Source organism: Sinorhizobium sp., from assembly GCF_059070375.1.
On sequence record NZ_JCACWC010000002.1, the window covers coordinates 160,296 to 184,827 of the forward strand.

Consider the following 24,532-nt stretch of genomic DNA (forward strand, 5'->3'; position numbering starts at 1 on the left):
CCCTCCGCCGACCGTCATCGGAACTCGTATGGCGTCCTCATTGGGTGAACAAGATAGTTGGGACCATCAAATAAAACCGCCTACCCAGTAGTGGGTAGGCCTACCGGTCAGCCGTCCGCAAGGCTAAAACCACTGTCGATCGCGTAGCGAATAAGGCCAGCGGTACTGGAAATTCCAAGCTTCTTCTTGATGTTCTTGCGATGTGTTTCCACCGTCGCCTCGGAAAGGGCTAGCGACTGGGCAATGGCGCGGTTGCTCTTGCCGGATGCCAGCAGCATCAGCACGTCGTGCTCGCGGGTGGTCAGCGGATTTGCCGGCTCGCTCGGCCGGCGATCGAGAAGAACTTCGGAGACGCCGGTGGAGAAATAGGTCCGCCCCGCAGCAACGGTCTCTATCGCCGTGACGATCTCGTCAGTCGAAACATCCTTGAGGACATAACCGGACGCGCCATGCAGGACAGATGCCGAGATGTATTCTCGGCTGTCATGCATGGACAGCATCACGATGCGACAGTCGGGCAACTTTGCCTTGAACAGCTCGATTGCCTCGATTCCGCTGAGCTTCGGCATGTTGATGTCCATCAGCACCACCGCTGGGTTGGTCTGAATCGCGACTTCCAAGCCGGTCAGCGCCAGGCCCGCCGTGCCGACCACCTCGATATGCGAAAACGTCTCCAGCACGGCGCGAAGGCCGTCGAGAACCAGCGGGTGATTGTCGATGAGGACGACCCTGATCGGCATGATCACACTCATGCAGCTTCCGTCCGGTTCTCCGGGCTGACATTGGCCGAAAGAGGAAGCATCGCGGTTAGCACCGTTCCCTCCGGCTTGCTCCGGACGAGGAGGGCACCGCCAAAATGCGCCATGCGCTCCTGCATGTTGCGAAGGCCAAGGCCGCTCTGCTGCCCAATCCGGGCAAGGCGAGCGCTTTCTTCGAAACCGTTACCATTATCCGAAACCGTCATACGCATCCGGCCGCGAGTACTCCAGAGTTTGATCCGCACCTCGCGGGCGCCGGAATGGCGCTCGATGTTGTTCAGCGCTTCCTGGGCAACCCTGTAGAGCGCTGTGCTCGCTTCGGTCTTCAGCCTGTCCTTGCCTGCATCGGCTTCCAGTACCGTGCGGATGCCGGTCCGTTCGGAGAAATGGTTGCTCAGTGCTGTCAGCGCAGCGGTCAGACCAAGGTCGTCCAGCGCGGGGGGCCTCAGATCGTGCGACAATCGGCGGACCTCCTTGATGGCGAGGTTGAGCGCCTCCACGCCCTTATCGATGGCGCAGGACGCGTCATCGGCGTGGTTCCGGACCTTTCTGCCGGCAAGGTCGATTGCATAGCGCACGCCGACAAGGTTTTGCGATATGCCGTCGTGCAATTCGCGGGCAAGGCGTGCGCGCTCTTCCTCCTGGGTGTCGATAATGCGCTGTGTGAGGGCCTTGAGCTTGTTGTCTGCCATGCGCCGTTCACGCAGCGTGACGAGCATGCAGGTGGCAAAAACGACCATAACGGCTGGCACAGCTATCAACGCCACCACGAGGAAGGTATGGCCGATCGTTTCGCGCAGGTCCGCTTTCGCTGCGGCCGTTTGGGCGAAGACGTCGTCGAGATAGACGCCGGTTCCGAGCATCCACTGCCACTTGTCCAGGCCCATGGCGAAGGAGAGCTTGTCGGCCATCGTGCCGGATGAGGGTTTCTCCCACTTGTACTGATACAGACCGCCGCCTTCCTTGGCCTTCTGGATTAGGTTGGCGATCACCTGGTTGCCGTCAGGGTCGGTCAGATCCAACCAGTTGTGGCCCGGCCGGAAGATCTGCCGCGGGTGCACGACATTGTTGCCATCGTAGTCATAGACGAAGAAATAGCCGTCTTTGCCGTAGTCGAGTAACGTCAGGATGCTGCGCACGCGATCCTTGGCCGCTTCGTCGTTCGCATCCGCCGACGCATAGACCTCCTCGATCGCCGAGCGTGCGAGATTGGTGAGGTTGAGCAGCTCAGTCTCCTTCGCTTTCAGCATGTTGCGTTCAAACGTGTCGATGCTGCTCTGCGCGAGGCTCGTGGCCTGCCATGTGATGAAGATGGTAATGGTAAGGATCGCAATGACAAGCGGCACGACCGCAAGAGCGACGATCTGATGGCGAAGGTTCACGGCACTCCCCGATGCATTTATTCAGACGATAAAGATAAAGCGAGCCACGGCTCCGCGCCAGACCCCTCGTCGCGTAGCTAGAAATGCCCCTGAGGGAGCGTGTTCGCTTAGCTAAGCTAGGCTAGTGCCCGTCCATAAACGGTAAACTGCTGAATTTATTGAGTGAATCGCGATATCTGCGTGGGCAAAGCCCGGCGGTTTCAGGTATACTTTAGATCAAGCTACTGATTCTAAAGACAAACCCGTCACCGCCGGAGCCGACAATGCGCCAAGAACGCACCGTCCAAGCCAGCATATTTGATCTTTTCGCCGAACACGAGATCGGTCGTGAACTGAAGGCGATGTCGGAATGGCTGGATGAGCATGGCGATTTGCTCGGGCTGGTGGCGCGGGACCTGCGCCGGCATGGTCTCAGACAGACTGGCCGCGAGGGGCTACCAGCCGAGGCTGTGCTGCGCTGCGCGCTGCTCAAGCAGCATCGCCAGTTGAGTTACCAGGAACTGGCCTTCCACCTCGAAGACTCCGCCTCGTTCCGGGCGTTTGCCCGGCTGCCGTGGGGCTGGAACCCGAAGAAGTCGGTTTTGCACAAGACGATCAGCGCGATCCGGGCGCAAACCTTTGAAGAGATCAACGGGGTGCTGCTGGCGAGCGCCCGGCAGGAGAAGCTGGAAAGTGGCAAGGTCGTGCGCGTGGACAGCACCGTTACCGCCGCACTGATCCATGAACCGAGCGACAGCAGCCTGTTATGGGACGCTGTCCGGGTGACGGTGCGGCTGTTGCAGCAGGCCGAGGCACTGGGTAGCGCCATTCCATGGCACGACCATCGCCGCGCGGCAAAGAAGCGGGCCCGGGCGATCGAATATATCCGCGGCCGCCCTAAACGGATCAAGCACTACCGCGAACTGCTCAAGATCACGCGCACGACCTTGAGTTATCTGCAGCAGGCCAGTGAACAGTTGCCGCTGACGGCGGGCCCGGCCGGCGAACTGTGGCAGGCCCAACTCCGCCACTACCGGCCGCTGATCGAGCGGATCATCGCCCAGACCGAACGGCGGGTCCTGGCCGGGGAGCCGGTTCCGGCCGGCGAGAAGCTGGTGAGCCTGTTCGAGCCGCATGCCAACATCATCGTCAAGGGCAGCCGCGACGTCGACTACGGCCACAAACTCAATCTGACCACCGGCAGAAGCGGACTGATCCTCGACCTCGTCATCGAAGCCGGCAACCCGACCGACAGCGAGCGCTTGCTGCCGATGCTGGAACGCCACATCGCCTTTTACGGCGAGCCGCCGCGTCAGGCGGCGGCCGACGGCGGCTATGCCAGCCGCGAAAATCTGAGCGGAGCCAAAGCTCGCGGCATCCGCGACATGGCCTTCCACAAGAAGCGCGGCCTCAGCATCGAAGACATGGTCAGCAGCCGGCGGATCTATCGCAAGCTGCGCAACTTCCGCGCCGGCATCGAGGCCGGCATCTCTTGCCTGAAACGCGCTTATGGCTTGGGGCGCTGCACCTGGCGTGGGCTCGACCACTTCAAGGCTTATGTCTGGTCCTCGGTGGTCGCTTACAATCTCGCCCTCTTCGCCCGCCTCAGGCCGACCTGACGCTCCTGATCCGGTGGCGTTCAGAGTAAGTCCGGCGAGCGTCGGCCCATACCCTATGACCTATTGCCGCCAGATCGCTCTTCGGGACATAACCTGCGCCGCCTTGTGCCATCGCGCGTCCCAAGAAACGGTGTCAGCCGGCAAACTACCTTTCAAAACCGCCGAAAAACAGGCGTTTATGGACAGGCACTAGGCTAGCCGGGCTCTTGAAAGGGTCCGAACCAGCGGCCGGTAATTGAACTCTCACTAATTTAACACGCGGTCGAAGTGCCTTGCACTCCAAGCACAACCTGAGGTTCAACGCCGGGGCGAACGTTCACAAGCGTTCGATGAGATGACGAACCTGAAGCCGATACCCGAATTGGCGCACACCAGGAACTGGACATCGTTCGCTCGAGCCTCGATGACCTGCCTTAGCGACAAACAAAGGGTGGCAGGCTTCTGGGCGCCGATCTGGATTTGCGGGCGATCGCAGATGTGATGGGAACGAGTATTGGATCCGTCGAGCAGTTGCCGCTACGCGCGAGGCGGGTGCGCGGGGGTCGCCTCGCGCAGAGGAAGCGTAGGAAACAAAGGGAAGTAATTCGCAATGAACAGGCGCGAGTTTGCGCGCTTGAAGGTGCGGTTCGGAGACGAGATCGGAATGTGGCCGCCACCCTATCATCATGAGGCGAAGCTCTTTCTGCTCGGCGAGCGATAGCAAGTCATCGAAGGGATGAAGAGCTCGACCGCCTGGTGCCGGCGGCAGCGATTATTCAGCCAATTTGACATTTAAAGATGAGAATCCGAGGGCGGAATTCTCAAACTAACTGCAACTGCGAAAACGCCACCGAACGGCATGTATGGGGCATGGTCGATAGCGTTGCTGAAGCGCGCTTTGTTCCCACGCATCATTTGGCCGCGCAGCTCGGTCCGGCTCGCCCGCCAATGATTACTCCGGCCAGCAGAGCTGGTCGTTGATGCAGCGGCCGGATCGAACTTGCGGGTGTAGGCAGGTTCCTCCGTTCCGTAGCGACGACACTATCGAGATCTGGATTGATTGCGCCGAGCATCCTAATCGGCACGGTCGTACTCACGGCAAAGGGGGTTCGGCAAGCGTCGCATCAGCAGAAGGCGCGCGATTTTCGCCGGGGAAGTCCAGGTTCGGACGCCGCGCTCGGCTTCATCGTTGAGGACCCGTTCTCCTATGAGCTGCCCCTTGATAGTGGTCGAAAGGAGAGGGGCGGGATTTGCAGCAACCGACGCAGCGATTTCGAGCACCGAGGGCTGACGCAACGGCGCGTTGCGCAAGATTGAAACCACCAGGGCTGCGAACTGAAATCGGGAGCCCAGACGCCTTGGAGGAAACTCCATCAACAAACTCTCATATAGGGCCAAGCGTATGATGAAATCCTCGACTTTCAGGTGACTAGGGCTTCGGGGGCGCCTGGTGGTAGTATCATTGGCAGTGGAGAAGGGGAGAGATCATCGCGCGCATACCGGTGCATGGGCGCCCACCGGTGACACGAATGGAGGAAGCAATGACTGATTGGGAACTCCACGGAATGGAATTCGGAAATTGCAACTGTTCCTACGGATGCCCGTGCCAGTTCAATGGCTTACCGACCCATGGCCATTGCCAGGCCATCGGTTTCTTCACGATCGCTGGGGGTAGTTTCGGCGCGGCGAAGCTCGACGGATTGAACATGGCCATCGCCGTTGCTTGGCCAGGTGCGGTTCACGAGGGCCGCGGCGTCATGCAGCCGATCATCGACGAACGCGCGGACGCCGCTCAGCGCCGCGCACTCCTCAGTATTCTGACCGGCGAGGAAACCGATCCGATGGCAACGTTCTGGGCGGTCTACACTGCGATGTGCGAAACCGTCCGTGATCCAATCTATACGACGATCAGCATCGATGTCGACATGAAGGCACGTCGCGCGAAGTGCAAAGCCGAGGGCGTCGCCATTGGCCGTGGCGAGCCTATCCTGAACCCAGTAACGGGCTACGAGCATCGCGTTGGTATCCTCCTTCCGAACGGCTTCGAATACGAACGGAACGAAGTCGGTCGCGGATGGTCATCGTCATTCGCGGGTGTGCCGTTGAACTTGGAAGACAGTTACGCTCACTGGTGCGAGCTGCATTTTAATCAGCATGGGCGTATTCAATAGCCCTAGGCAAGGAGCGGGGCTCGCAGTGCGCAAGGCGTTCTTCGTGAGCGCCGTGCACGGCTTCTTGCGAGGCTCTCCACTTTCCGGGCTAAAAAGATGGTGTAACGGCGGACCCGGCCCGGCAGGTTTGAAGGGCCGGTGGTGGTCGTCCCTCACAATGATGGTGTCGCGGAGTCAGAAGTGGCCTGCTCCATAGCAGCACGGAGAGACGACCGTGAAGCAGTATGCCGGCATCGACGTGTCACTGGAATACCCAAATGTGTGCGTGGTGGATGCGGACGGCCGCTCTGTGCGGGAAGCAAAGATCCTCAGCGAACCCGATGCGCTGATTGCCTGGTTCGGCGAGCACGGTGTGGTGATGGAGCGAATTGGTCTGGATGCTGGCCCCTTGTCGCAGTGGCTCCATGCCGGGATGGTGAAAGCAGGTCTTTGCGTCGAACTGATCGAGACGCGCCACGTGCGTGCAGCCTTCAAGACGATGCCGGTGAAGACCGACAAGAAGGATGCACGCGGCATTGCGCAGTTGATGCGGCTTGGCTGGTTCAGACAGGTCCACAGCAAATCTCTTGCCGCCCAGGACGTGCGTGCGCTGCTGAGCGCCCGCAAGCTCATTCAAGGCAAGCTCACGACATCGAGATGAGCCTCCGGGCATCTTGCGCGGCTTCGGCCTCAAGGTAGGGCCGACGACGCGGCGCACTTACGCGGGGCGCATCCACGAGCTGATCGCAAGCCATTCGACCCTGGAAGCGATCGCCGCGCGGCCATAATCCATGCTGTGCCATGCTCATGACGTCGCTGTCCTGATAGGTGCAGAGAAGGTGGCCGCCCTGCAAGGTAATCACGAGATTGCGCGATGTCCGGCCGCCGCAGGAAGTCTGGCCCATTGGAGATAGCGACCCGATTTTGGCATCTAAGCGGAATGGCGATCTGCGTTGAGTACATCATTTTTCGCACAGCCGCCGTCCTCCAAAATAAGGCTGATAGCTGCAGTCGGATGGCCGGAAGGAACGATAGCTGCGGGAGCAAGCTGTGATGTTGCAACTATGAGGTGAGGTTGCCTCGTCCTCCTGCGTTCCTGTCGCAGGTGACGTCATCGCTTCCCGCATGAAATCCCGCCAGATATGCGCTGGCAAAGCGCCACCAGTGACGCCCTTCATCGGCGTGTCATCGTCATTGCCGACCCAGACCCCTGCAACGAGTGGCTCCGTAAAGCCAACGAACCAGGCGTCGCGATTGTTTTGGCTGGTACCGGTCTTGCCGGCCGCGAAGACGCCGGGGTTGGCCTCGCGCCCCGTTCCACGTTGGACCACCAGCTGCAGAAGGGCAAGGAGGTCTGGCCGATAGGCGGAAAGATCAACGCTCGGGGGGGAGTGCGAGCCGACCCGAAATGCCTTTGCTTGACCAGCCGCCCGAAATTCAACGATCCCCCAAGGCTCGACGGGCGCCTTGCCCAAATGCACAGACGCGTAGGCGCTTGTCAGGTCAAGCAAGCTGACCTCGGAAGTACCGAGGGCCAAGGATGGGGTGTCGGAAAGCGGTGCGTCGATTCCGAGTTCGCGCGCAGCGGCGATCACATTTTCGAGGCCGACCTCTTGGGCGAGAGCTACGGTCGGCGCATTCAGCGACCGGGCGAAGGCCTCCGCGAGCGTGACCCAGCCGCGATAACGACCGCTGGAATTCTCCGGCGACCAGCCGTGGACGTCGACCGGCGCGTCCAGGACCTGATCAGATGGGGAGAGCCCGGCTTTAAGGGCCGCATAGTAAACGAACAGTTTGAAGGTAGAGCCCGGCTGCCGCTTCGCGGTGACTGCGCGGTTGAATTGGCTCTTTTTATAGTCGCGACCGCCGACCATGGCGACAACCGCCCCATCCGACGTCATCGCGACCAATGCCACCTGGGATGCTCCGACGACTTTTCCCTCGGTGTCTAGGGCGTTCCTAGTGACCTTTTCGGCAATCCTTTGTAGCCGTGGGTCTAGCGTCGTGCGGACCGTCGTCGAGCCCGGCGACGCGCCGGCGATTTCGCCCGCCTTCGGGGAAATCCAGTCCGCGAACCAGCTCCCGGAGCGTGGTGTCGGCGTCGTCGGGTGGAGCGTGGCAAAGCCCGCCTTGAGCTGCGCGGCCCGGGGCGCTGTGATCTTGCCATTAGCCACCATGGCATCGAGGACGACCGACGTGCGCTGTCGGGCACCTTCAAAATTATCGATCGGGTTCCACTGGCTCGGCGCCCGCAACAATCCCGCCAGCAGGGCCGATTCCGAAAGGTTGAGTGCACCAATGTCCTTGTTGAAATAGATACGTGCGGCCGCCGGCATGCCCGTCGCGCCGGCGCCAAGATAGGCGCTGTTGAGATACCGTGTCAGAATTTCCTGCTTGCCCAGCTTCCACTCCAGCCACAAGGAGATCACGAACTCCTGGATCTTTCGCTTTATCGTGCGATTGCTGTCGAGGTACTGCAGCTTGATGAGCTGCTGGGTGATCGTGCTGCCACCCTCTACCACCGACCCGGCGTCGAAGTTTCGAATGAGCGCTCTTGCGATGCCTCTGACATCGATCCCGAAGTGGTCCATGAACCGCCGGTCCTCAACGGACAGCACCGCATCGATCAGCTGTGGAGGGAATTGGCTAAACTCCGCATAAGGCCCTTGAAAGGGGCCTTGTCTGACTAGCGGCCCACCGGCCGCGGTCTCCAACACTACGACAGGCTTTAGCGTCCCGTCCCGAATTTCGCTCCAGGGAATGTCCTTCAGCGCCCACACCAGGACGGTTGCGGCAAGCAAAATACAGCCAACGGCGGTCAGCCGAACGGTCGATTTCCACCGGCTGTCGCTTTGCCACGCCCGCTGCCTTGTCTTTCCAACAATTTTTCCGAACCGGCGGATAGCTCGTCTTGCCTTTGCGGGAGGGTTGGCGAGCGACCGGCCGAGATTCCGAACCAGGGACGAAAGAGTTGGCGTGTCCGAACCCTGGATCTTCATCGTAAAGGAGGAAGCTGCCGCGCGAGCATTGACGGTTGCAGCAGTGGACATTGCCCGCAAATCGTGGCCCAGCGCGCGAAGGAGTGCGCGAGCTGCGCGTCTGCTTCGTTTAAAAGGTATCGGCGGGAGCTCCGTCTGTTCAGCTTGGGTTGAGGGCCCAGCTTCTTCTCCGCAGTCCGATACCTTTGTCCTTACCTCGACGCCCTCTGCAGGTGCTTCTGGCTTGCCATGGTTGTCGGAACCCGTGGCACTTCGTAGCGAGAGTTTGGGAGGGCGCGGCATTTGTTAACGTTCAAACTCACTCAGAATCTAAAGCACCGTGTCGGGTTTCCAGTCGTGCAGTAAGAACGCTTGCCCCGGCCTTTGGTTGGGTTTCTGTCTGCACATTTCGTTGAAACCATGTCTGTTGGTTAGTCGCGTGACCCCATTTTAATGTGTTCTGTGGACAAAGGTGGCCGGTCCGATCGGCTAGGACCTTTGAGGGACGGTGGTAGGACGAAGGTCCTATGGCCAAACGATCGACGGCAACTAACTGAGTTTCTCTCGTTCTGTTCACGATGAAACGCTGCTCAGTGCATGCATATCGTGTCCTCTAGAAAACGTAGCGCAGTCACTGTACACACTTGGTAGGAGACTTTGATGAAAAGAATAGGTGCAGTACTCGCAGCCGCCGCTATGGCACTGTCGGCGGTGTCGGCGCAGGCCGTACCTTTGTCTCCCATTTCGGTGGGTACGTCAGCTTCCCAGCCAGTCGAACTGGTCCACCACAAACCAGGACATTACGGTGGGCCGCCGCACAAGCGTGGCTACAACGACTACCGCTACAACGGGAGCCGCTACAATGCGGGCCCACGGTACGGCTACTACAATGGCTACGAGGGATACCGCTACCGTCGCGACGGGTACCGTCGGCACAGTGACGGGTGGTGGTATCCTCTGGCCGCATTCGGGACCGGAGTAATAATCGGTGGCGCGATCGCGTCGCCACCTCGCAGGGTTTATTCCAGCGCCCCGTCGGCACATGTCGAATGGTGCTATGATCGCTATCGCTCGTACCGGGTCTACGACAACTCTTTCCAGCCCTATTACGGGCCACGCCAGGAATGTGTGTCGCCATACTACTGATTAGTGCGCCTCTGCGGTTCGGCAAACGAGGCAGACCGCTTAAGTGCCACCCGACACCCCGTCGGAACATCGTGCAGCTCTGGGATGCCGGCCGCGGTGAGACGAAATTGCCCGCACCGCTGGAGCTTTCCGGCGATCATCCGCAAAGTCTCGGATCGCGTGCGGCCTAGTCCCACAGTCAAGCTGACATTCGCGATCAGTGCGAGGCGATGGCATACTACGGTTCGTCCGTTGCGCGACTGAACGAGGGGATGCTCGAGGTGACGTTCACCGCCGCACCCACGTGGTCGCTGGCTTGCGGAGAAAGCGCGCCTGCCTCAGTTCGACGACACACGCGCGGCGCTCAGCTTCAGATTCTTCGCTCGTGCTAGGCCCCAGACCTACTTAACTCTACCCGCGGGAGCTTGGCGGAGGTGGTGACGCCGCCGCACGGGGTGTCGGCAACGCACGCTAGCGGACGATACGGGCCGAGAACAGGCCGGCGGCGGTATCGGGGTTGTCGGCATCGGTCACCAGGAGAAGCTCAAGGACCTCGCCTTTTTCGTACGCGTGGATTCCTTCGATCTTGTGCGGATATTCGAGGCAATCAAAAGAGGCGACATTGCCACGGCCATCAATAATACCGAGGCCAGCACCGAGACACGGACCGTCGACATATGCATCCTCTGTATTCTCGGCGACGGCGCTGAACATCATGTCTCCATTGGGCAGCGCGGCGGCATCGGTGAAGCCGAACGGAGTGCCTTGGATGGCGCCGAGGTCGAAACGCTCGATAGCGAGTGGCTTCAGCGGGTCAACGCGCTCTTTCTCCAGCGCGTCCAGGACCGGGGACAGCGGGTACCGGATGATGGCGTTGTCGTTGTGGCGCCTATTGCCCCGTTGAAACAAACGAAGCTCATCCGCGGCTATGACCAAACCTTCGATGTTGAGCTGACCAAATTCTGTCGCGATCGGATCAAGTAGGAACGATAGGTCGACGCTAGTGGGGGGAGTGGTGATCGTGCCTTTCGCATCGAACCCCAGCACCACTCCCTTCTTGCGGTTAGGCCGCGAACCTGAGCCGATAGCAAAAAGCGCTCCAAATGCAAAACCATTGCACGGAGGGATACGGGCCAGTGCCTCTAAGTCAGGTTTCGTTTCTTTTCTATCGCTAGTCCCTTCCGGCAAGATCTCCGCAAATAACCGAACTAAGTGCCCTGGTCCTAATCGGTCGACAGGAAAGACGCCAAGGTGCACATCATCATCCGCGATCACGTAGAGTGCAGAGCCCACGCATACGAGTCCGCTTGCGGCGCTCAAGTGTGAAGGGCGTGAATGGGCACACGTGTAAATGTCGAGTTCGCGTAACTTCTCGAGTTTGATCATGGGCGTCGCTCCGCTCCGTCAGACGTCCTCGTTGATGAAGCAAAATCCGGCGGATGAAAAGCAGCTCCTGGCGTCCGCGCTAAAAGGGGTTCAGGAAACGTTCTCTCCTTGTGCGTTGGGGACCGCATAATGTATCGACGGGAACGCTAAGGGCTGTCGGTGTCTAGTCTGATTGAACATTTGCAGCTTTGCTGGAAATTTATTAAGGTGTGCGGCCCTTAAGGTCGAACTCTCCGTGTAGGTCCACTCCAGTGCCGCCATGGCGGAGCCGAATAAGAGAGCAGGTATAGCCAGCGCCCCCATGAACTTGAGTATTTGACTTCGACGTGTGCGCTTTCCATCCCAATCGTAAGCCATTTGCCACGCTCTCAAACATTCGGAAACAGTTCGTTAGGATAGAACCAGAGAACGACTTTCTGGTCGAGTCTATTTTCAAGTATTACTTTTAAAGGAATTTAATTGCGGGATTTTTATTGCGCATACATCTGGTTGACACTACTCGACCAAAAGTAGACCGCGCTTGCGGTCGCCATCAAACGTGTCCATGGCTTTGAATAGGCGTTCGCGTTCGACAAGCCAAGGCTTGTATCGTTCATTGACGTCCAGAACGAAAACCATGTCTTCTTCTTCGAGATACCCTCCAATCGGTGAGTGATGGCCACTGCCGGCGGCGAAAATGCCTTCTCGATTGAAGTTGATGATGTAACGACGACTTGGATCGTTTGACCGCTTCATGTGTTCCCGAAACTCGTCTGCGGTCAGGTCGCGGAGCACCGTCACGCTGCGTCTGGTCTTTAAACGTGTAAGCTCCGCGAGTTCGTCCAACGTCAGACCGATGACACAGAAGCCTGTCCAGCAATATCCGGTATCCTCGAGCACAGCCGCTTCCGTCGTTTCTTCTTCGCCGATCGAACGAAATGTATTGGCGATACTCGCCGGGCCACATCGCGAGGCATTGGACTGCCAGACGACTTGATGTTGAAAGGTCCACGCGACCGGCAGCGACCAGGCCCGTTGCAAAAGGTCGGGTGTTCTCGTCACCGATCGCTGAATCGTCTCGCTCGAAACGCCGGCAGGCATGCCAAGAAGGGTCACGGCCCCGGCACCGAGCACCGCCGCGGCGGCAACGCCGGCAAGTACCCTAACCCACCTCATGCGTCACCATTCGCTTGCCTGAATGCCACTGCGGAATTGCCCATTCTGCTTTCCCATCAGCGGCAAGGTGATCAACCACGTCGCGGAGACGGCCAGCAGCTGAGGCTCGAAATACGCGATACGTCGTCAACATTTCGCCAGAGGGTCAAGCTGAACTTGCCACCAAAATGCAGATCCGAAGGATGTGCGATGCGCATCGACACTGCCACCCAGTTGAAGTTCAGGGTAAACGAATATTCGCACAATCTAAAGGTCCGTGAGCGCCGATGGACGCTCTTTGCCCCTTTGTAAAGGGCAGGGGGCCTTGGAGCCTGCGGATGGCTGGATTGGCGCGCGGCAGCACACAGCAGGAGGTGGATTCGCCTGTGTACGTCACGAACAATGCAGTTATGTATCGAAAGGCGAAGACCGATGGCTGGTCCAAGAACTTGTCTCGAAAGCGGTTCCGGCGGCTGATCACCCACAAATGCACAACAAATCCATTCCGTGAGGATGAATTCGTGATCGGCGGCGCGACCAGGGTTCCACCGTAGTTACTGGCATTCTGGGCATCTAAGCAAGGCCGCAGCGCGCGCCGGGTTGTCGAGCCCTCGCGATGAATTATTGCCGGACTCTCGCACTCGTTGCCGCTATCGTCCCGCTCGTCATCGTTTCAAAGGCATTTGCCGACGTGGACAACAATTCGAAGGCATCTACGCAGGGGCAATACGACCAACCTAAGTAGGCACATGGGTCGCGCCCTATGGCCACATGCGGTATGAGCTGCTGCCGGGTGGTCGCTACAACGAAGCGGCGGAAAGCGCGAAAGCGCCTATCGGGGGCGCTATGAAATCGCGGCAATTACGTCGACTCTGGGACGACACGGGCTTCACGGCCGACGGGGAATTCATCGACGGCGTCCATCACGGTGGCATGATCCTTTACCCCGAAAGTGACCTCCATCTGCCACCGCAGGGACGTTCCTCGCAGAGCGTCCCTCACCCCGCAAAGCCACCCTCATCTAGAAATCGCTGCTCCTCCTCCTTCATCGTCCGCGCTAGGATCCCGTTCCGGTGCGGAAAGCGGCCGAAGCGGTGGATGATGTCGCGGTGACCCTTGGCGTGGGAAAGACTCGGTTCGCCGAGGCGTCCGGCAAGCTCGACCGATCGCTCCTGGTCAACGAGGTCCTCCGAATGGCCAAAGGGAAGATAGAAGAAGAGCTGCAGGTCGGCCGGCCCTCTGAGATCATAACCTGCGTTCACCGCGGCGCGTGCGATGCCGAGCGCCAGAGAGTCGGTCTGATACATGCGAGCCGTGCCGCGAAAGGCGTTGCGCGGGAACTGGTCGAGGAGAAGAAGGAGCGCCAGCGTTTTCTCTGGCGAAGTTGTCCAGTTCAGAAGCGCACCGCGTGCCGCAGCCTCATGGGCAGCGAGGAAGCGCTCGCAAAAGGCGCGGTCGAATTCGGCCTCCTTGGCAAACCATCGCGCAGGTCCCGCCTCCCGCCAGAAGGAGATGACGGCCGCCGCCTCATCCTCCCCGGCAAGCGCCTGGCGCAGCCGTGTGTTGAATCCCGGATCGACAAGCGCCGGCGCGCGGAATTGCGCCTCTGCGCGCTGCAAGCTGCGCAGCGCCAGGGCTTCAATGTACCCGATGAAATCGCTCAACTGTTCCTCCGCTTGGGTGTCGGGAGACCGTGTGGCCTCCATGACCTCGACCAACTAGTCCTTTGCTCATGATGAATGAAGTGATATGATTTCATCATTATGCTGAATGAGATTGATCTCTCGCGCGCGGACCTCAACCTGCTGGTGCTCTTCGAGACGGTGATTGAGGAGCGGAATGTCGGCCGCGCCGCTGAAAGGCTGAACCTTTCCGCTTCCGCCGTCAGCCACGGTCTCGGCCGCTTGCGGCGGCTGCTCAACGATCCGCTGTTCCTGAAGACCCCGAAGGGCGTGGTACCGACCGAGCGCGCCAGGGAACTGGCGGCGCCGATCGGCGATATTCTCGCGCGGGTGCGAAGCGTCATCTCCACCGCTGAACCTTTCGAGCCGGCGCGCTCACGCCGCCGCTTCACAATCGGCACGGCCGATGGCTTCTCGGTGTTCCTGCCGCCGCTGCTTGACGAAATCGCCCGCAAGGCGCCAAGCATTGATCTCGTCGTGCGGCACATGCAGATGGAGACGGCGTTTTCCGATCTCGACGGGCGGTTGATCGATGTAGCGATCGCGCCTTTCTACGAACTGCCCGCCCGCTTCGCCGCGCAAAGGCTTTACGAGGAGGAGTTCGTGGTCGCGGCGCGGAGCGGCCATCCCTTTTCGAAGAAACCTACGCTCGAAAACTATTGCCGCATGCAGCACCTGCTCGTCGCACCGCGAGGCGATCCCTCGGGCGTCGTTGACGAACTGCTCGCAAGCCGCGGCCTTTCCCGCCGTGTGGCCCTGGCCGTCCCGAACTTCCTGCTGGCACTCGACCTCCTCACGAGGACTGAGCTCGTCTGCGTCCTGCCCAGGCGCTTCGTCGAGATGCATGCGGAGCGCTTTGCCGTCGGCACCGCAAAGCTGCCGCTGGATCTTGGCGCGTCAAGCATCCAGGCGGTCGTGCCGAAGTCGGCGCTCATGGACGCCGGTCTCGTCTGGCTCCTGGATGTGCTTGGGTCCGACCAGCAATAAGGGCCTTGCTGCCGGTCAGCGCACCGCCTCTACGACAAGCGCCCTTATGCTCGTGCCATCTTCATTGGCACGCACACGACATCGATGGGCTCGTGCGGCTCATGCGCAAATACCGATGCGGCGAATGACGAACCAAAGAATTTGGCGGAGCCTTGAAATATTAGCAAAGTCACGCCCCCCGGATGCTTCCAGGGTCATCCGCGAGCCGTGGCCCCGTTCTTCCGCTCCCTCGAACGCTTTCGAATCGTCTTCTTCCCGATTAAGTCCGTTTATGAGTTTACGGCCTAGTTCCATGTCCCGCTGGGGAGCACGCTGTGCGGGAACTGAGAGGCGAACGACTGTGTGCAGCGCGACAACCAAGATGAGACGAAGCGTCAATCAAGGGTTCTTCCGCATATTTGGTGCAGGCAGCGGGATTCACGCCGAGTGCGAACAAGTCCATAAAGTGGGAATCGCAGTCAATACAGTGATTTGCCCGTGCTGGACTTCTTTCGCCCGCTGATTTCTCCCGAGCTTTCCATAATCGAGATTCTTCCGCGGGCGGATCGGGTCGTGCTTGTTGCGCGCCCGACAGCAAGTGAAACAAGTTGCCCCTGTTGCGGCTCACGAACCAGCCGTGTCCATAGCCATTACCAGCGTCGGCTGGCGGATCTGCCTTGGCATGGGCGTGTTGTGGAGGTTCAGCTCCAGGCCCGCCGTTGGCGATGCATTAATCCGGAATGTCCGCGCAAGATCTTCACGGAAAGATTGCCAGAGACGGTGCTGCCAAAAGCGCGTCGCATGACCCGCTTATGCGAGCATCATCTTGCCATCGGCTTTGCCGCGGGCGGAGAACCTGGCTCTCGCTTGCCGCGAAAACTCGGCATGCCGGTCAGCGGCGACACGCTCCTCAGGATGGTACGGGTGGCGGCGTGCGAGCCGATATCGGCGCCGCGCGTCGTAGGAGTTGATGACTGGGCGTGGCGCAAGGGGCAGCGTTACGGAACGATTATCTGCGATCTGGAGCGCAACCGTGTCCTTGACTTGCTGCCGGATCGGAATGCCGACACGCTCGCATCATGGCTGGGCCGCTACCCGGGCATCGAGGTGATCGCACGCGACCGCGCCGGCGTCTACGCCGAAGGCGCTCGTCGCGGCGCGCCCAATGCAATTCAAGTCGCCGACCGCTTCCATCTTCTGCAGAATCTCGGTCAGGCCCTGCGTCTTGTCGTCGACCGCAATCGCGTGGCTGTCAACGCCGCCGGAAAGGCGATTGTTGCCGGAACTGTCGATCACGATGACGCCGAAAAGGCCGCTGTCAGTGCGCCAACCGGGCTGGAACGATTGCGCCAGGATCGAAGAGATCAACGCCGCGAGCGTCATGAGGAAATCCGTCACCTACATCGGGCCGGCATGTCGCCTCGGCAAATCGCGCCGCGTCTTGGGATCAGCGTCAGAACCGTCGAGCGGTGGCTTGCTGCGGGCGGAGAGCCGGAGCATCGGCGGTCGGAATCACAGTCGACCACCACCGAGCCCTTCCGGAAATACCTGGAAAAGCGATGGCAGGAAGGTCAGCACAACGGGGCGCAGCTCTGGGAAGAGATCAAGCAGATGGGCTTCAGGGGTGGTAGGGCGACGGTTTACAGATGGACCGCCAAGCGCAAGGAGAAGCCAACGTCCACGTCCACGCCGAAACATGTACGCGAGCGTGCGCCATCGCGCCGGGAATGCGTGTGGTTCCTCAGCCGGGACGCAGCCACGCTCGACGAACGTGCCGGTCGCTTCCTTCGTCATCTTTACGAACATGCGCCAAAGCTTGAAACAGCCTCGGAACTCGCTGGCCGCTTTGCCGCTCTCATTCGTGGCGACGATGAAAATGATGATCTCGAGAGATGGATCGCAGATGCCAGAGACAGCGAACTGGCGTCATTTGCTGCGGGGATCGAACGCGATATTGAAGCGGTGAAAGCCGCGATCACAGAGCCCTGGAGCACCAGCCCGGTCGAGGGGCAAATCAATCGCCTCAAGATGATCAAGCGCCAGATGTACGGGCGTTCGGGTTACAATCTCCTGAAAAGCAAGGTGCTGGCCCGGGCATGAGAGACAGATCGGCGACAATATCGGTTCGGCAGCGGGGATTACCACGACCCTGCACCAAATATGCGGAAGAACCCAATCAAGATGAGACTCGGCAGCAGCGGTGGAACACAGAGGGGGCGGAGCCCGAACGGAGTTCTACCGGTGCTGCCGCCGATTCATCTGATGATTGCGGTTCAACCGGTAACTTGGGCTCTTCGAAGAACGGGGAACCACCTTTGGGCCATCAGAGAGAGCACGGGGTTGAGGGCGTCGCCGCGAAGGCGTCGCTCAGCAGAGCAACGGGCCTGTCGCATCGAGAAGAACACGCATCTGCCTCACAAATGCAGAAGCCGCGCGGTCGTCGGCGTCCCGACCCACTCGCCGACATCTTCGATGCAGAGGTCGTGTGGCTGCTGAAAGCGGCACCTGGAATTCGTCCGGTCGACGTGTTCGAGGAGATGTTGCGCCGCCATCCCGACGTCAGCGAAGGCGTTCGTCGGAACGGCGGATCCGTTCCTGGCGCGCGATCAATGGCGACGAGCAGGAAGTCGTCTTTCGCCATGTTCATGAGCCCGGCCGCCTGGGGCTGACTTCACCAACATGAAGGAACTGGGGCGAGATCAAATGGGCCACTGGCACCCGTCGCGGTCTCGGCACATCGCCGACGTCGCTCCTCGCTCGTCTGACGCGGCGGGATAACGACACAGGCGCGTCCCTGAAGAGCAGCGAAGGGGGATAGACACTTAGGTCGCACCGGGAATGATCGAATGGCACCGCAGATGCCTCGAACTTTTCGAGCGCGAATCTAAGCTCGAATCGCAAGCCGATGACAGAAGATGCCGGCCTTCCTGCCATTCGGACCTATCTGCCATTGGCTTGTGACGATTGAGCAGAAAGGCAATTACCGCTGGCCTATATAGATTGCCATATTATCAAATGGCACCCTTAGATGGTATCTTTATGAGAGGTGGTGTCTACATCTATTGGAAATTTTGACAATGGATGTTCTGTCTCTTGAACAGAATAATGGTCTCGAAAACTCAGCAGCCGGCAGTCTCACTCCACGCACCTGAGCAGATATATTCAATAGATATTTGATATCCGAGGTCCTCAAGGATCTGGATCATCAAGATGTCAAAGGCATAAAACGACTGTCCTCGCTTGAGGACGGCTGAACCCTGCTGAAATTTTCGGCGGGACTCGGCTTATGGGAACCCGGGTGGTAACCATCCACGCGACCTCCCGCCCGAGGCCAAATGCCACGATCTGACGGTTGGTTCGAGCATTATCGATGGCTTTGCTAGAGCCGAGCAAGTGTGCAGCCGAGGTCTACAATGAAGGTCGCAAGAATTGCTATGGTCCTGATGACAGCTGCGTCCGATGCTCATGCGTCTAACGGCAATGACATCAATCGGTGGTGCGAGAATGACCCTGCCATAGCACTTGCCTACATCGACGGGATTATGGATGCATATGCGACGGTGGGTCCTCCAATCGATTATTGCCCAGCCAGGGACGTGACATATGGGCAAGTCCGCGACGTCCTCTGTAAATGGGTCAACAATAATCCAGAGGAGGGACATAGGTCAGGCGCCTTGCTGGTCCCTCTGGCATTGAGCAAGGTGTGGCCCTGCGACGACTGATTACCGGAGTGCTGCATGCTGCCGATGCAGCCGCTGATGGCAACGAATTTATCGGGTATATCAGCGACTTTCATGCCGATCACGACGGCATAACGCGGAAAATGGCGCTCGAAGAGTCGCGCTTCTAGTCTAATAATCGACGTAAACCCACCTGGCGTGCTTCCGTCCGGGTGTCGGTTTGCCAGGGGGGTGTCTCGGCCGGTGGATATTACTCGGACGTGCCGGGCCGAGGTCGGAGGCGCCTCCACAACCGCGATCGACCTCATGCGTGCCGCGAACACTTATTCGGTTCGCTAAGACTTCCGGCATCGTCTCGCGCAGATTGTTCGCTCATGCGCGCGCGAAACAAGAAGCGCGAGGCAGGAGACCGTCGGGCTGTGCGGAACGGATGCTCAAGCACTGGCTAAGGAAAAGGTGGGTAATCTCACCCTCCTGTGTCGCAAGCTACTCCGGGTTGATTCGGATCACACTTCTCGTGGTCGCCGATGACCCGCGACACTCCTTTTTCTGTAGTCACGAGGCGAATGATCGACGCCTGGTTGTAGACGACCCTGTTCCTCATTGATCAAAATCATTCTATTTATTTGATTGGTGTGGTGAGCTTCCTGTCGTCGGAGTTGACGACGAACACGCCAGCAACTTTGCGGGCGTGGCCTTGCTCGCGTTGCGGCTGACCGAATGGATCGCGCCGGGCGCCTCGGACCAACTCTCGCCGGCCTTGTAGATGCGCGTCTCGCCGTATCTACCTTCGACTCGATCTCTCCCGAGAGCACGTAGGCATAGATGTAGGCCGATCCGGCGTGTCTGTGCGGCGGGGAAGCTACGCCCGGTGCATAGTCAACTTCCACGACGATCAGCGACTTACCCGCAGCGTGGCGCCCGCGTCCCTCGACCGGGACGGACGCGTCATCCACATCGGCTCGTTCAGCAAGACGATCAGCCCGACCCTTCGGCTCGGCTTTCTCGTCGCACCAGTCGCACTGACCCCTGAGTTCGCCGAAGTGGCAGCATGTCTCGCGCCGGCACCTCGGCCCGCGGTACAACTCGCGACCGCCGAGTTCATGCATGCGAGCCACTATATCCGCCACCTCCGGCGCACCAAACGAATCTATGCCGCCAAGCGGCAGGCGGTTCTGGATTGTATTGCTGCATCTGTCGGCGCTCAACATGTTGCGGCACCCGGTTTGGCCGTGAGGGGCACCGGACGTGGCCCTGGCACGTGAAGCGTTGACATCCGGCATGTTTCCGGCGCCGCTTTCGCTTTGGTATGTGTCGCCTGGCGGCGCCGAGTCAGGGCTTCTGCTCACGCACGCTTTGAGTCTGTACACCGATGACAGGGCTCCGGCATCCATCCTTCAAGGGGATGGGACAAAATGAGTCCATGGCCTGGCGGCTTCCCAGGCACCATCAAAATAGGAGGTGCCAGTTGGATAGCGGCGGCGGTGGTTAGTACGGACAGCGACTCTCACGCTGAATCCCTTTTGGAACCTACGCGGCGGCAACGATAGCAGCGAAGCTTTCCTCCTCGCGACGCGATAGGACGTGAGAACTCGGCACGTACTCTTCAGCGAAAGCGGCCATAGATGCAACGACTGAAGATTGCAACTACTGCCGCACACTCACGCGTGACGAAACAAGATCGGCCGAATAGATCTTGCTTCGGGTAAGACCAACGATTTTCAGAAAACTGAAAAGGCGGCCATGAGCAGTGCGGTCCACAGCAAGGCTGACAGTTCAGCCGCTAGCAGAAACCCAAAAGCGGTGTCGCTCATATGATCCTCCTTGGGCAACCTCCATTGCCGCAAGAAAACTATAGGGGACGGCTGAAGATTCCGCCACCCTGCAAGGGTAACCTGCACGTTTAAGCATTCCTCTTCGAAATCACGTAAGCAGCCGATAGATCAGAACGCCGACAGAACCCCAGAAGCCAACCATTACCAGCGTCGTCGCCAAAACGAAGATCTTAATCACGGCAAAACTCCACAATCATTACGAGAAACAGAACGCGGAACGCAGAAGCTACAGCAGCACCGAATGCTTGGGTATCGGACTATGGTCCGTTGTTCGTGGGGCGTTTGAGAACGTTCACAATTTCGTCTCGCCGCTTCGAGGAAACGCCATAAATTTCCGAGACTGCACCGGTCGGAGCACGCGGCGGACTTCCGAGGCTACCTTTTAGTCTAGTGCGCGCGCGTTCGCACCGCGCGCCCGCATGCAGCTCTATGCCGGCCGACAGGCTGGTACGCCGGAAGTGCAAGTTGTGAAGGTCAACACCCGAGGGACAGGTTTCCGACATGACGAGGCTCGGCAGCTATACGCACTCGCCGTCGCCGCCACGTCGGCGGACGGCATCCTAGACCTGTGCCATCGGCATTCCACTGACGAGAGCATTTACGCTTTTGAACGGAAGTGGGTCAGCCTGTGCATCGACTGCAAAGAGTGAGAGATTAGAGAGCGCAAGTCGTTTTATATTTCGTCTCGGTTGTTTACGGGTAAGCGGCAGGATCGCATCATTCGTCTTCAAGGCGCGTCTTACCCCAGACAGCTTTCGCTCGGCCGTAAGCAATCTTTCTTGGAGCCAGTCCATGCGGCTACGTCGTCCATGCTGGAGGTGGGCGGCGAGGATCCCCAGGGGGCTTACCTCTAGCGATTGGCAGACCTTCACGAGCATCCCCGCCGACAGGCGGTTTATACCCTTTTCGCATTTCTGGATTTGCTGGAAGGTGACGCCAACTTTTTTCGCCAAGATTTGACTTACGCCTAACACTCTGCCCGTGGATCGGAGCCGCGCTTCGATTTCGCGGTCGATCGAACGCGTGTCCGTCGGCGGCTTCATTGGTCGGCATGAAAATCTCGCGTTAGCAGGATGCCTCGCGCTTTGCACGAGCGGCGCGAGCATTGCAAGGCAGCTCGAAATTGCCGCGCCAGATTCCGGCCCTTTGAGACCTTGCGCGCTCTTGAGCATTGGCGTAGGCGCCATTGCTATACCGCGTCCAATCCACAGCATTGCCGCTCTCAACCAGCCAGCGATTGACGTCTCGGCCATCGGAGCGGAAGCAGATTCCCACGAACCGCTTATATCGATCGCGCTCAACGAACTCGCAGCGGGTAGGGCGGGACTCGGCAAGAAACCGAGCGAGTTCTTGGGCCGCCTCTCTTCCGCACCGATAGCTGCTGCCGCCGGCATTCTCGCATTTCTGCCAGCTCTCCGGCGCATCGACACCGTGCATGCGGATGCGCTCGCCTTGGATCTCGATCGTGTCACCGTCAATCACGGTCGCGCGTCCGGTGATCGGATCGGCCGCAAACGTGGAATGCGCGATAAGTAGAAGAGCCAAAGTGACGCCAATCGACCGATGCGAGTTCATCCAACCGTCAAAGATTGTATCCGGTGGAACAGACGCCAACGTTTGGAGTTTTGTCGGAACACGTCAGTGTGAAGGAGGAAGGTTTGTGCCATGTCGCCCTCAACTTCATTTGTCCATGTCGTAGCTCCGGATGAGCACATTCTAACGGTCCAGGAGGCATTAGAGCCTTTGTACATGAAACTCGAGCAGGAGGCGGAGGCCAAGTTGCTGGAGGCGGCGGTGTCTGCAGGCTGGTCAGCCGAAGAAGCACTCGAAGCAATCGAGGAATTAAAACGCCATGAGCTTGAGTCAATAGTCACCCAACACTAGAAGTTTCCCCTGAACAACTCAAAGCAGTGATGGCTTGTCACGATGCGTGCGTGCACGTGTCAATTCCAGGTCAGTGCCGCGGCTGTGCTCATGGCGCGGCTTGCAGTGCGGCTGATGCTCAGATCAGAACCGTTCGGCTCCGCCCGACCGAGGGCCAAGTCGAAGCTGCTCCATCTGGTGCAGCCCGGGTGCCCTGGTCACTCATCCGGATTGGCCCCTCGAGCTATGTCACCTAGTCTGGGCATCAAGATTTTCGCGCTCCCGCCCTACACCAAACTGCTGCTCAAACGACCTTTCCCGAGCCGGACGGCATGAGGTGCCAACTTGCTTCAGCGGCTCGAAATGATAGCGCGCCAGCAGGGCGCCCGAGATTTTCCGTGCCTTCGCCGATCGCGGTCGCAGGCCCGCCGCAGTTCGAGTTGGATGGCGTAGAGCGTCTGGGTGAGGAATGGCGTGATCGCCGGAGATTGCAGCATCTCGTCGTCGAATATCGGAAGCCCCGAAGGGCTTGGCAATTCCCTCGCGGGTTCCTGGACGCCGCGCACTTCAACGGGACGGCGATACGGGTCGAGGCGGCGACGGCCGCAGATTAACCCCCAAGCGGCAAACGCGGGTTTCGATCCTGTCCAAAAAAATGGGGATACGGACGCCAGCGCCCCGGGAGGGTCTTGGGGCGCTGCCAAAATGTCGATCCTGTACATGCGGTAGACAGGATCGACAGGTCGCGGCGGAATTGGCGCTCAAATCATTGCCCAGGGCGATTATCTCGCCGTGTTCTGATTGGCCCGAAAACTCAAGGTACTGTAAGTGGAGGAAAGAGCGGCAGCACCCTGAAGCGAGAAAGGGCGCTGCCTGAAAAGTTCTGGAGAACGTCACGCTGATCTCCCATCAGCAGCCCGCATTAGTTAGCGGTGCCCTCCGAGCGCGAGCGTAGTGAATGGTTCCAAAGAAAACTAGGTCGCCTGGCGCTTTCGAGGGGGCGCCGCGTCTCAAAGTGCGATCCATGCAAGGGCGAATATTGCAATGACAGCAAGAAGAATTAGGATGCCAGCGAGATTGAGTGAGTGCATTTCATTCTTCTTTTCGCCGATTCTGTCGTCTCCTCGGTAGGTCAACCCGTCATCAAGAGCGAAGTTCCCCCCTTGCCGACATCTGAACGGCCGCCATCCGCCATGAAAAAGACTTGGAGTAACGCATGGCAGATAATCCGAAGGAGAAAGGCCGTGACCGCGAGCTCGTCTCAGAACAGGCGCATGAGGTCGCATACCGCATGAAAACGCCGAAAGTGAACAGCAGAAAGCGCTCGAGGCGATCCGAGAAATCTGGGCCGCACCGAGAAAAGACGATGGCCTACCTCGGCAAGACATTAGCGCAACCGGGCTCGCCGACGGGCCGACGCCGTCTCGCCGTACTCGAAGCACTTAGCGTTCAAGGGAGCGCTGTCTAACTAGATGCCGGCGCCCTGGACAACGTTCGAAAACCACCACATGCCCTCGGCGCCACGCCAGCCGAGGAGCGGAATATCGCACTTGCGGTCGAAGCGGCCTACCGGTGCTTTCCTCATGCAGTCCTCCGCGGTCCGGAACTTGTGATCAGCGATCTTGATCGAACGTTCTCCTGAATAGGTGACGAAGCATGACAAGTAGGCCAGCGCCGTTAAGGCGCACAGAGTTCTCTTCGGCATAATGATCCCCCTCAAATTCCAGCACGCCGATTTTACGTGAGTTGGGAGGGGTTGGCGCTTAGTCTATCCGGGCTAGCTCGCCCGGACGACTCAGTGCAGCAGCGCCGGTCCGCAATCGGGCGCTGCCTTTGCTGCCATGATGCCGTCTGGATAGACCCGCCTATGTCGTGTCCCAGGTCAATCTCCGATTGGACAACGACTTTAACGAGGCGCCTTTTGGTCGCGCATTACCCCTTTGACCGGGACTCATTGTCTGACACACCTGCGTACAAGGCATCTTCACGAACCCAGCCTCGGCAAGCACGCGAAGC

General features: G+C 59.3%; 16 protein-coding genes and 7 pseudogenes. 13 read left to right on the top strand and 10 right to left on the bottom strand.

Going from position 1 to position 24,532, the window contains the following annotated elements; all coding sequences use genetic code 11:
- Window positions 1-107: 107 nt before the first annotated feature.
- Window positions 108-752: a two-component system response regulator MctR gene (gene mctR / locus AC5J09_RS05445; RefSeq protein ID WP_324763947.1), complete on the bottom strand. Its 645-nt coding sequence runs from the start codon at window positions 750-752 to the stop codon at window positions 108-110.
- Window positions 749-2,140, bottom strand: coding sequence for a two-component system sensor histidine kinase MctS (gene mctS, locus AC5J09_RS05450; protein ID WP_324763946.1), 1,392 nt, complete (start codon window positions 2,138-2,140; stop codon window positions 749-751). Before mctS ends, mctR begins: the two co-directional genes overlap by 4 nt.
- A 263-nt stretch (window positions 2,141-2,403) precedes the next feature.
- Between mctS and AC5J09_RS05455 the strand changes: the two genes are divergently transcribed.
- The 3 genes and pseudogenes from AC5J09_RS05455 to AC5J09_RS05465 all read left to right on the top strand — a co-directional run.
- Window positions 2,404-3,738: an ISNCY family transposase gene (locus AC5J09_RS05455; RefSeq protein WP_324763945.1), complete on the top strand. Its 1,335-nt coding sequence runs from the start codon at window positions 2,404-2,406 to the stop codon at window positions 3,736-3,738.
- A 1,520-nt stretch (window positions 3,739-5,258) separates the two neighbouring features.
- The gene (locus tag AC5J09_RS05460; protein WP_324763944.1) at window positions 5,259-5,888 is read left to right on the top strand and encodes a DUF1326 domain-containing protein; all 630 of its coding nucleotides are present in this window, start codon (window positions 5,259-5,261) and stop codon (window positions 5,886-5,888) included.
- Between the two features lie 214 nt (window positions 5,889-6,102).
- Window positions 6,103-6,640, top strand: a pseudogene (locus tag AC5J09_RS05465) (IS110 family transposase); the annotation flags it as partial.
- 189 nt (window positions 6,641-6,829) lie between these two features.
- Here the strand turns inward: AC5J09_RS05465 and AC5J09_RS05470 are convergent.
- The gene (locus AC5J09_RS05470) at window positions 6,830-8,917 is read right to left on the bottom strand and encodes a PBP1A family penicillin-binding protein (RefSeq protein ID WP_494297151.1); all 2,088 of its coding nucleotides are present in this window, start codon (window positions 8,915-8,917) and stop codon (window positions 6,830-6,832) included.
- 588 nt (window positions 8,918-9,505) lie between these two features.
- On the opposite strand from AC5J09_RS05470, the gene AC5J09_RS05475 reads away from it, so the two are divergent.
- Window positions 9,506-9,991, top strand: a complete 486-nt coding sequence (locus AC5J09_RS05475; RefSeq protein ID WP_324763940.1) for a BA14K family protein — start codon at window positions 9,506-9,508, stop codon at window positions 9,989-9,991.
- Window positions 9,992-10,441: 450 nt separating this feature from the next.
- On the opposite strand, the gene AC5J09_RS05480 is transcribed toward AC5J09_RS05475, so the two are convergent.
- Together AC5J09_RS05480 and AC5J09_RS05485 are read right to left on the bottom strand one after the other, a co-directional pair.
- Window positions 10,442-11,356, bottom strand: a complete 915-nt coding sequence (locus AC5J09_RS05480) for a DUF6929 family protein (protein ID WP_494297152.1) — start codon at window positions 11,354-11,356, stop codon at window positions 10,442-10,444.
- A 495-nt stretch (window positions 11,357-11,851) separates the two neighbouring features.
- Window positions 11,852-12,511 carry a phytochelatin synthase family protein gene (locus AC5J09_RS05485; protein WP_494297153.1) on the bottom strand — a complete coding sequence of 220 codons (660 nt, stop codon included), beginning with the start codon at window positions 12,509-12,511 and terminating at the stop codon, window positions 11,852-11,854.
- A 317-nt stretch (window positions 12,512-12,828) separates the two neighbouring features.
- On the opposite strand from AC5J09_RS05485, the gene AC5J09_RS05490 reads away from it, so the two are divergent.
- Together AC5J09_RS05490 and AC5J09_RS05495 are read left to right on the top strand one after the other, a co-directional pair.
- Window positions 12,829-13,044: a hypothetical protein gene (locus AC5J09_RS05490; protein ID WP_324763938.1), complete on the top strand. Its 216-nt coding sequence runs from the start codon at window positions 12,829-12,831 to the stop codon at window positions 13,042-13,044.
- A 199-nt stretch (window positions 13,045-13,243) separates the two neighbouring features.
- Window positions 13,244-13,603 (top strand): annotated as a pseudogene (locus tag AC5J09_RS05495) (Atu4866 domain-containing protein); the annotation flags it as partial.
- On the opposite strand, the gene AC5J09_RS05500 reads toward AC5J09_RS05495, so the two are convergent.
- Window positions 13,489-14,154 carry a DUF924 family protein gene (locus AC5J09_RS05500; protein WP_324763937.1) on the bottom strand — a complete coding sequence of 222 codons (666 nt, stop codon included), beginning with the start codon at window positions 14,152-14,154 and terminating at the stop codon, window positions 13,489-13,491. The pseudogene AC5J09_RS05495 and the gene AC5J09_RS05500 overlap by 115 nt on opposite strands.
- Before the next feature lie 99 nt (window positions 14,155-14,253).
- Here AC5J09_RS05500 and AC5J09_RS05505 point away from each other — a divergent pair, with 99 nt between their 5' ends.
- The 4 genes and pseudogenes from AC5J09_RS05505 to AC5J09_RS05520 all read left to right on the top strand — a co-directional run bounded on the left by AC5J09_RS05505 (window position 14,254) and on the right by AC5J09_RS05520 (window position 18,860).
- Window positions 14,254-15,159, top strand: coding sequence for a LysR family transcriptional regulator (locus AC5J09_RS05505; RefSeq protein ID WP_324763936.1), 906 nt, complete (start codon window positions 14,254-14,256; stop codon window positions 15,157-15,159).
- Window positions 15,160-15,711: 552 nt separating this feature from the next.
- Window positions 15,712-17,238 (top strand): ISL3 family transposase, encoded by a 1,527-nt coding sequence (locus AC5J09_RS05510; protein WP_494297658.1) that lies wholly within the window; start codon window positions 15,712-15,714, stop codon window positions 17,236-17,238.
- Window positions 17,239-17,423: 185 nt separating this feature from the next.
- Window positions 17,424-17,818: pseudogene (locus tag AC5J09_RS05515) on the top strand (IS21 family transposase); the annotation flags it as partial.
- 763 nt (window positions 17,819-18,581) lie between these two features.
- Window positions 18,582-18,860, top strand: a complete 279-nt coding sequence (locus AC5J09_RS05520) for a Rap1a/Tai family immunity protein (protein ID WP_494297659.1) — start codon at window positions 18,582-18,584, stop codon at window positions 18,858-18,860.
- Between the two features lie 580 nt (window positions 18,861-19,440).
- Here the strand turns inward: AC5J09_RS05520 and AC5J09_RS05525 are convergent.
- A pseudogene (locus tag AC5J09_RS05525) lies at window positions 19,441-19,726 on the bottom strand (cupin domain-containing protein); the annotation flags it as partial.
- A 9-nt stretch (window positions 19,727-19,735) separates the two neighbouring features.
- Here AC5J09_RS05525 and AC5J09_RS05530 point away from each other — a divergent pair.
- Window positions 19,736-20,237: pseudogene (locus AC5J09_RS05530) on the top strand (hypothetical protein); the annotation flags it as partial.
- A 976-nt stretch (window positions 20,238-21,213) separates the two neighbouring features.
- On the opposite strand, the gene AC5J09_RS05535 reads toward AC5J09_RS05530, so the two are convergent.
- Together AC5J09_RS05535 and AC5J09_RS05540 are read right to left on the bottom strand one after the other, a co-directional pair.
- The gene (locus tag AC5J09_RS05535; RefSeq protein WP_494297154.1) at window positions 21,214-21,825 is read right to left on the bottom strand and encodes a helix-turn-helix domain-containing protein; all 612 of its coding nucleotides are present in this window, start codon (window positions 21,823-21,825) and stop codon (window positions 21,214-21,216) included.
- Entirely contained in the window at window positions 21,719-22,228 is a 510-nt protein-coding gene (locus tag AC5J09_RS05540; RefSeq protein ID WP_494297155.1) for a thermonuclease family protein, read from the bottom strand. The genes AC5J09_RS05535 and AC5J09_RS05540 overlap by 107 nt, the downstream gene beginning before the upstream one ends.
- A 90-nt stretch (window positions 22,229-22,318) precedes the next feature.
- On the opposite strand from AC5J09_RS05540, the gene AC5J09_RS05545 reads away from it, so the two are divergent.
- On the top strand, window positions 22,319-22,537 hold the full coding sequence (locus AC5J09_RS05545) for a hypothetical protein (protein WP_324763932.1): 219 nt from the start codon (window positions 22,319-22,321) through the stop codon (window positions 22,535-22,537).
- Between the two features lie 228 nt (window positions 22,538-22,765).
- Here AC5J09_RS05545 and AC5J09_RS05550 read toward each other — a convergent pair.
- Window positions 22,766-23,109, bottom strand: a pseudogene (locus AC5J09_RS05550) (hypothetical protein); the annotation flags it as partial.
- Window positions 23,110-23,732: 623 nt separating this feature from the next.
- Here AC5J09_RS05550 and AC5J09_RS05555 point away from each other — a divergent pair.
- Window positions 23,733-23,894 (top strand): annotated as a pseudogene (locus tag AC5J09_RS05555) (DUF3606 domain-containing protein); the annotation flags it as partial.
- Window positions 23,895-24,532 lie beyond the last annotated feature (638 nt).